This window comes from Streptosporangium sp. NPDC050148, from assembly GCF_055586505.1.
Map to the genome: position 1 here is coordinate 112,589 of NZ_JBVJIA010000003.1, position 7,952 is coordinate 120,540.

The following is a 7,952-nucleotide window of genomic DNA, read 5'->3' on the forward strand; positions in this document are numbered from 1 at the left end:
TCCGGGCCCGTGAGAGCGTCCCGCGAGCGCGTCCCGTCCCGCCCGCGGCGGCCGGACGGACCCCGGTCGCCCTCCACGGGAACGAATGGAGATGTTCCCTCGTCAGAGGGGGTAGGACGCCCTTCGCCCGCTTCCTGAAGATCGGGAATGCTTTCGCGCGATCCAGGGTTGAGCCCAGTAGACTCAAGTCGTTTGACAAACCTCGTTCGAGGTTCCACCATGAGTCTCATCGACTCAACTTTGACTACAAGGACGTACTCATGGCACGTGCGGTAGGTATCGACCTGGGGACGACCAACTCCGTCGTCTCGATTCTTGAGGGCGGTGAGCCCACCGTCATCGCCAACGCTCAGGGTTCGCGGACCACCCCGTCCGTGGTCGCGTTCGCGAAGAACGGCGAGGTCCTCGTCGGCGAGGTCGCCAAGCGGCAGGCCGTCACCAACGTCGACCGGACGATCCGCTCGGTCAAGCGCGAGATGGGCACCACCTGGTCCGTCGAGATCGACGGCAAGAAGTTCTCCCCGCAGCAGATCAGCGCGTTCGTCCTGCAGAAGCTCAAGCAGGACGCCGAGGCCTACCTGGGCGAGAAGATCACCGACGCGGTGATCACCGTTCCCGCCTACTTCAACGACGCCCAGCGCCAGGCGACCCAGGAAGCGGGCACCATCGCCGGCCTGAACGTGCTGCGCATCATCAACGAGCCCACCGCCGCCGCGCTGGCGTACGGCCTCGACAAGGAGAAGGACGAGACCATCCTCGTCTTCGACCTCGGCGGCGGCACCTTCGACGTGTCCCTGCTCGACGTCGGCCAGGAGGACGGCCACGGCTTCGTCGAGGTCAAGGCCACCAGCGGCGACAACCACCTCGGTGGTGACGACTGGGACCAGCGCGTCGTGGACGAGCTGGCCAACCGGTTCAAGAACGCGCACGGCGTGGACCTGACCAAGGACAAGATGGCCCTGCAGCGTCTGCGCGAGGCCGCGGAGAAGGCCAAGATCGAGCTCTCCAGCCAGTCGGAGACCTCCATCAACCTGCCGTACATCACGGCCTCGGCCGAGGGTCCCCTCCACCTGGAGGAGAAGCTCACCCGCGCCGAGTTCCAGCGGATCACCGCCGACCTGCTCGAGCGGTGCAAGGGCCCGTTCAACCAGGTCGTCAAGGACGCCGGGATCAAGGTCTCCGACATCGCCCACGTGGTGCTCGTCGGCGGATCGACCCGTATGCCCGCCGTGGCCGAGCTCGTCAAGGAGCTGACCGGCGGCAAGGAGCCCAACAAGGGCGTCAACCCGGACGAGGTCGTGGCCATCGGCGCCGCCCTGCAGGCCGGTGTGCTCAAGGGCGAGGTCAAGGACGTCCTGCTGCTCGACGTGACCCCGCTGAGCCTGGGCATCGAGACCAAGGGCGGGATCTTCACGAAGATCATCGAGCGCAACACCACGATCCCGACCAAGCGCTCCGAGGTCTTCACCACGGCCGAGGACAACCAGCCGTCGGTGCAGATCCAGGTCTACCAGGGCGAGCGCGAGATCGCGGCGTACAACAAGAAGCTGGCCACCTTCGAGCTGACCGGCATCGCCCCGGCGCCGCGCGGGATCCCGCAGATCGAGGTCACCTTCGACATCGACGCCAACGGCATCGTCAACGTCTCCGCCAAGGACCTCGGCACCGGCAAGGAGCAGACGATGACGATCACCGGCGGCTCCGCGCTGCCGAAGGACGACATCGAGCGCATGATGCGCGAGGCCGAGTCCTACGCCGAGGAGGACAAGAAGCGCCGCGAAGAGGCCGAGACGCGCAACAACGCCGACTCGCTCGTCTACCAGACCGAGAAGTTCCTCGGCGAGAACGCCGAGAAGGTCCCGGACGACATCAAGACCGAGGTCAACGAGGCCGTCGCGGAGCTGAAGAAGGCTCTGGAGGGCACCGACTCGTCCGAGATCCGCGCCTCCGCCGAGAAGCTCGCCACGGTCAGCCAGAAGATGGGCTCCGCGATCTACGCTCAGTCCCAGGGGTCCGAGAACCCGACCGGCACGCCGGACGCGGACGCGGGCACCACGAACGAGCAGAAGGCCGACGACGACGTGGTCGAGGCCGAGATCGTGGACGACGAGCCGAAGCGCGACGACGGCACCAAGTGACGGCCGGAAAGCCGAGGGGAGCACCAGCGTGAGCACGCGCGAGAACGGTTCCGGAGAGGAGCCGGTGATCCGCGACAACCGGAAGATCGACCCGGAGACGGGGCAGCCACGCGAGGCGGACCCGGCAGAGGCCACCGGACAGGGCGACGGGGAGCAGGCCGAGGGGCCGTCCTCCCTGGCGTCCGACCTGGCCTCGATCGAGCTGGCCACCCAGCTCGCCGAGCGCACCGCGGACCTGCAGCGCCTTCAGGCCGAGTACTCCAACTATCGCAAGCGGGTCGAGCGGGACCGGGTCGCGGTCAAGGAGCAGGCGGTGGCCGGCGTCCTGTCGGAGCTGCTGCCGGTCCTCGACGACATCGGCCGGGCCCGCGACCACGGGGAGCTGACCGGCGGTTTCGCCAAGGTGAGCGAGTCACTGGAGGCGGCCACCGGGAAGCTGGGGCTCAGCACCTACGGCACCAAGGGCGAGGCGTTCGACCCGATGGTGCACGAGGCCCTGATGCACAGCTACTCCTCCGAGGTCACTGAAGCGACCTGCGTGGAGATCCTGCAGCCCGGTTACCGGATCGGCGAGCGAGTGCTCCGCCCCGCGCGCGTCGCGGTGGCCGAGCCCGAGACGCCCGCCGCGGACGACAACTGACACCCCCACGTCTGATCTCTGAGAAGGAAGATGGATGAGCACCAAGGACTACCTGGAGAAGGACTACTACGCCGTCCTTGGTGTGCCCAAGTCCGCCACGGCAGATGAGATCAAGAAGGCGTACCGGAAGCTGGCCAGGCAGTACCACCCGGATGCCAACCCCGGAAGCTCGGCGACCTCCGCGAGCACCGCGAAGTTCAAGGAGGTCTCCGAGGCCTACGACGTCCTGTCCGACACCAAGCGCCGCAAGGAGTACGACGAGGCGCGGACGCTGTTCGGATCGGGGATCGGCGGCTACCCGCCGGGCGCGGGGGCACCCCGTCCGGGCGGAGGGGGTTTCCCGTTCGACCTGGGGGACCTGTTCGGGGGGGCCAACCAGCAGCAGAGCGGCGCCGGGGAGCGCATCGGCGACATCTTCGGCGGCCTGTTCAACCGGGGCGGCGCGGGCCGCCCCGGCGGGACGACGACCAGGGCGCGCCGGGGCCAGGACATCGAGTCCGAGGTGACCCTCAACTTCTCCGAGGCGGTCGAGGGCACCACGGTCTCGCTCCGCCTGACCAGTTCCTCGGCGTGCACCGCGTGCGGGGGCACCGGCGCCAAGGCCGGCACCACGCCGCGGGTCTGCCCGACCTGTGAGGGCACCGGGGCGGCCAGCCGCAACCTGGGCAACTTCGCCTTCTCCGAGCCGTGCCGCGACTGCAAGGGCCGCGGCCTGCTCGTGGACGACCCGTGCCCGGTGTGCGACGGCAGCGGGCGGGGCAAGAGCACCCGCACGATCCAGGCGCGCATCCCGGCCGGTGTCGCCGACGGACAGCGCATCAAGATCAAGGCCAAGGGCGCACCCGGCGAGAACGGCGGCCCGGCCGGCGACCTCTACGTCCAGATCCACGTCAAGCCGCACTCCGTGTTCGGCAGGACGGGTGAGAACCTGACGGTCACCGTCCCGGTCACCTTCACCGAGGCGGCACTGGGCGCCGAGATCAAGGTGCCGGTCCTCAAGGGGATGCCGGTCACCCTGCGCATCCCCGAGGGCACCCCGAACGGCCGCACCTTCCGGGTGCGCGGCCGGGGCGTGACCCGCAAGGACGGCACCAAGGGCGACCTGCTCGCCACGGTCGAGGTCCTCGTGCCCAGCAAGCTCGAGGACAAGGCGAGAGGCGCTCTGGAGGAGTTCCGCGACGCCACCTCGGGAGGTGACCCGCGGGCTGACCTGATCGCACAGGCCAGAAGCGAGTAGCCATGGAAGCCAACTACTTCGATCTGTCGGACGACACACCCGTCTACGTGATCTCAGTGGCCGCCCAGCTGTCCGGTCTGCACCCGCAGACCCTGCGCCAGTACGACCGTCTCGGCCTGGTCAGTCCAGGCCGTACGGCGGGACGCGGGCGCCTGTACTCCACCCGCGACATCGTGATGCTCCGCGAGGTCCAGCGGCTCTCCCAGGAGGAGGGCATCAACCTCGCGGGCATCAAGCGCATCCTGGCCCTCGAGACCGAGGCCCTGCGGCTGCGCGACGAGAACCATCGTCTCCGCGCGGAGATGAACATGATCCGCGCCCTGATCCAGTACCAGCTGCCCCCCGCCTGAGAGTCCCGTCCCGTCCCGTCGCACGGCGAGCCACCGCGGCGCGCCGCGGTGGCGGAGGCCGGACAGCAGCGTCCCATCCGCGGCGCGCGGCGCCGCCGTCAAGCACTAAGGCCTGGTAAGCATGGATTACAAGCTCACTCAGAAGAGCCAGGAGGCGGTCTCCTCCGCCATCCGGCGGGCGGCCGCGGAAGGCAACCCCGAGGTCGCCCCGGCCCACCTGTTCACCTCGCTGCTCGCCCAGACCGGCGGCACCGCCGTGCCCCTGCTGGAGGCGGTGGGCGCCGACTGGAAGAGGCTCCGGACCGAGGCCGAGACCCAGCTGGCGGCCCTGCCCAAGGCGCAGGGCTCCACGGTCGGCGCGCCGTCGAGCTCGCGGCAGCTTCTCACCGTGCTGAACACCGCGGCCCAGCGGGCCCGCAGCCTGGAGGACGAGTACGTCTCGACCGAGCATCTGCTGGTCGGTCTCGCCACCGACGGCGGCCCGATCGCCCGGCTGCTCACCTCCGCAGGCGCGAGCCCGGCCGCCCTGCTCGACGCCTTCGAGAAGGTACGCGGGCACGCCAAGGTGACCAGCGCGACACCCGAGGACACCTACCAGGCGCTGGAGAAGTACGGGATCGACCTGACCGAGCAGGCCAGGGCGGGCAAGCTCGACCCGGTGATCGGCCGCGACTCGGAGATCCGGCGGGTCGTCCAGGTGCTCAGCCGCCGTACCAAGAACAACCCGGTGCTCATCGGCGAGCCCGGCGTCGGCAAGACCGCGGTGGTGGAAGGGCTCGCCCAGCGGATCGTGGCCGGAGACGTGCCCTCCAGCCTGCGGGACAAGCGCCTGATCGCCCTCGACCTGGGCGCCATGGTCGCCGGGGCCAAGTACCGCGGCGAGTTCGAGGAGCGCCTCAAGGCCGTGCTCGGCGAGATCAAGGAGAGCAACGGCCAGGTCGTCACCTTCATCGACGAGCTGCACACCATGGTCGGCGCGGGCGCGGCCGAGGGCGCGATGGACGCGGGCAACATGCTCAAGCCCATGCTGGCCCGCGGCGAGCTGCGGATGATCGGCGCGACCACGCTGGACGAGTACCGCGAGCGCATCGAGAAGGACCCGGCGCTGGAGCGGCGCTTCCAGCAGGTCTACGTGGGCGAGCCCACCGTCGAGGACACCATCGCCATCCTGCGCGGCCTCAAGGGACGCTACGAGGCGCACCACCAGGTGCAGATCTCCGACGGCGCGCTGGTGGCCGCGGCCGCGCTCTCCGACCGCTACATCACCTCCCGGTTCCTGCCGGACAAGGCGATCGACCTCGTCGACGAGGCCGCCTCCCGGCTCCGCATGGAGATCGACTCCCGTCCGGTGGAGATCGACCAGCTCCAGCGCAACGTCGACCGGATGAGGATGGAGGAGCTGGCGCTCGCCAAGGAGACCGACGAGGGCAGCCTGCAGCGGCTGGAGCGGCTCCGCAAGGAGCTCGCCGACCGCCAGGAGGAGCTCAACGCCCTGGTCGCCCGGTGGGAGCAGGAGAAGGCCGGGCTCAACCGGGTCGGTGACCTGAAGAAGCAGATCGACGAGGTGCGCAGCGCCGCCGAGCGGGCCCAGCGCGACGGCGACTTCGAGAACGCCTCCCGGCTGATGTACGCCGAGGTGCCGAAGCTGGAGGCCGAGCTGGCCGAGGCCAGCAAGACCGCCCAGCCCGAGGACGCCATGGTCAAGGAGGAGGTCGGCTCCGACGACATCGCGCAGGTCATCTCCTCGTGGACCGGCATCCCCGCGGGCCGCCTGCTGGAGGGCGAGACCAGCAAGCTGCTCCGCATGGAGGAGGAGCTCGGCAGGCGCCTGATCGGCCAGCGGCAGGCGGTCGAGGCCGTCTCCGACGCCGTACGGCGGGCGCGGGCGGGCATCTCCGACCCGGACAGGCCCACCGGCAGCTTCCTGTTCCTGGGCCCGACGGGCGTCGGCAAGACCGAGCTGGCCAAGGCGCTGGCGGACTTCCTGTTCGACGACGAGCGCGCGATGGTCCGCATCGACATGAGCGAGTACGGCGAGAAGCACAGCGTCTCGCGGCTCGTGGGCGCCCCTCCCGGCTACATCGGCTACGAGGAGGGCGGCCAGCTCACCGAGGCCGTGCGGCGCCGCCCGTACACCGTGGTGCTGCTGGACGAGGTCGAGAAGGCCCACCCCGAGGTCTTCGACATCCTGCTCCAGGTCCTCGACGACGGGCGGCTCACCGACGGGCAGGGTCGGACGGTGGACTTCCGCAACGTCATCCTGATCCTCACCTCGAACATCGGCTCGCAGTTCCTGGTGGACCCGGGCATGACCAAGGAGGCCCAGCGGACCGCCGTGATGGCCGCGGTCAGGAACGCCTTCAAGCCGGAGTTCCTCAACCGGCTCGACGACGTGATCCAGTTCGACGCGCTCGGTACGGAGGAGCTGTCGAAGATCGTGGACCTGCAGGTGAACCACCTGGCCAGGCGCCTGGCGGACCGGCGGCTCACGCTGACCGTGACCCCGGCGGCACGCGACTGGCTGGCGCTGACGGGCTTCGACCCGCTGTACGGCGCCCGTCCGCTCCGCCGCCTCGTGCAGTCCGCGATCGGGGACACACTGGCCAAGAAGGTGCTCTCCGGCGAGGTCCAGGACGGCGACGAGGTGCTGGTCGATCTCGACGGTGCGAGCGACTCCCTGTCGATCGGCCCGGTGAAGGGCTGACAGTGGGTGGGCCACGAGCGTGGGCTCATGAGCGTGGACCGCAAGCCGTGGACCATGCTCATGGGCCACGAGCCGTGGATCACGGCCACGGCTCATGAGCCGTGGGTCATGAGCCGTGGGTCACCCGGACCGTGGATCACGAGCGGGGTCCACGAGCGTGGATCGCGGTCGGGTGATCGCAGTCGGGCGATCGCGATCCACGGGCACGGATGATCGTTTCGGTAAGAGAGCGACCACGGGTGAGTGAGGCCCGGTAAGGGCTTGACCAGCTTTGAACCAAGCGGGCCACCCAGCGAGACCCCCCTGTTACGTTCGGCATTCGTCGGATTACCGAACGCAACAGGGGGATGTGCATGTCGAACGCATCACGGAACATCCGAGGATTTCTCGCGGTGGCGGTGCTCACGGCCGGTGCAGGATGGACCATGGTCTCTCCGGCCGCGGCGGGAATGGCGCCCTGCCCTGACCCGGACGCGGTGGGGACGTCCCAGACGCCCGGAACCACTTCGATCGCCTGTGAAGAGGCCGCGAGCACCGAGGCCACGGTCGTCGACGAGACGGCCACCAACGGTGCCGCGGTTCCGCCGCCCACTGACGAACCCGAGACGCCGGCGAGCGGTGAGATCGGGACCCCGGCGAACGCCGAGGCCCCGGCCGCCCAGGCCCCGGCTGCTGAGACCCCGGCCGAGGCTCCGGCCCCGGCTCCCGCCGAGGCTCCGGTTGCCGAGGCTCCGGCTGCTGAGGCCCCTGCCGGTGCCGAGGTTCCCGCCGAGGCTCCGGTTCCCGCCGGTGCCGAGGCGGCCCAGACCCCGGTGATCGCGGAGGCCGCCCAGGCCGCCGCCACCACCGACACCCCGGCCGAGGCTCCCGCCCCGACCACCGA

4 protein-coding genes and 2 pseudogenes are annotated in these 7,952 nt (G+C 69.8%); all 6 read left to right on the forward strand.

The genetic code is table 11. From position 1 onward, the window contains the following. The first annotated feature begins 260 nt into the window (after positions 1 to 260). Positions 261 to 2,138: a molecular chaperone DnaK gene (gene dnaK, locus ACZ6RT_RS04075; RefSeq protein ID WP_399185335.1), complete on the forward strand. Its 1,878-nt coding sequence runs from the start codon at positions 261 to 263 to the stop codon at positions 2,136 to 2,138. Positions 2,139 to 2,166: 28 nt separating this feature from the next. Beyond that, positions 2,167 to 2,778, forward strand: a complete 612-nt coding sequence (gene grpE, locus ACZ6RT_RS04080; protein ID WP_399185334.1) for a nucleotide exchange factor GrpE — start codon at positions 2,167 to 2,169, stop codon at positions 2,776 to 2,778. Positions 2,779 to 2,812: 34 nt separating this feature from the next. After that, the gene (gene dnaJ, locus ACZ6RT_RS04085; protein ID WP_470152188.1) at positions 2,813 to 4,015 is read left to right on the forward strand and encodes a molecular chaperone DnaJ; all 1,203 of its coding nucleotides are present in this window, start codon (positions 2,813 to 2,815) and stop codon (positions 4,013 to 4,015) included. Positions 4,016 to 4,017: 2 nt separating this feature from the next. Then, positions 4,018 to 4,270, forward strand: a pseudogene (locus ACZ6RT_RS04090) (heat shock protein transcriptional repressor HspR); the annotation flags it as partial. A gap of 216 nt (positions 4,271 to 4,486) precedes the next feature. Next, on the forward strand, positions 4,487 to 7,069 hold the full coding sequence (clpB, locus tag ACZ6RT_RS04095; RefSeq protein WP_399185332.1) for an ATP-dependent chaperone ClpB: 2,583 nt from the start codon (positions 4,487 to 4,489) through the stop codon (positions 7,067 to 7,069). A gap of 425 nt (positions 7,070 to 7,494) precedes the next feature. Then, positions 7,495 to 7,952 (forward strand): annotated as a pseudogene (locus ACZ6RT_RS04100) (hypothetical protein); the annotation flags it as partial.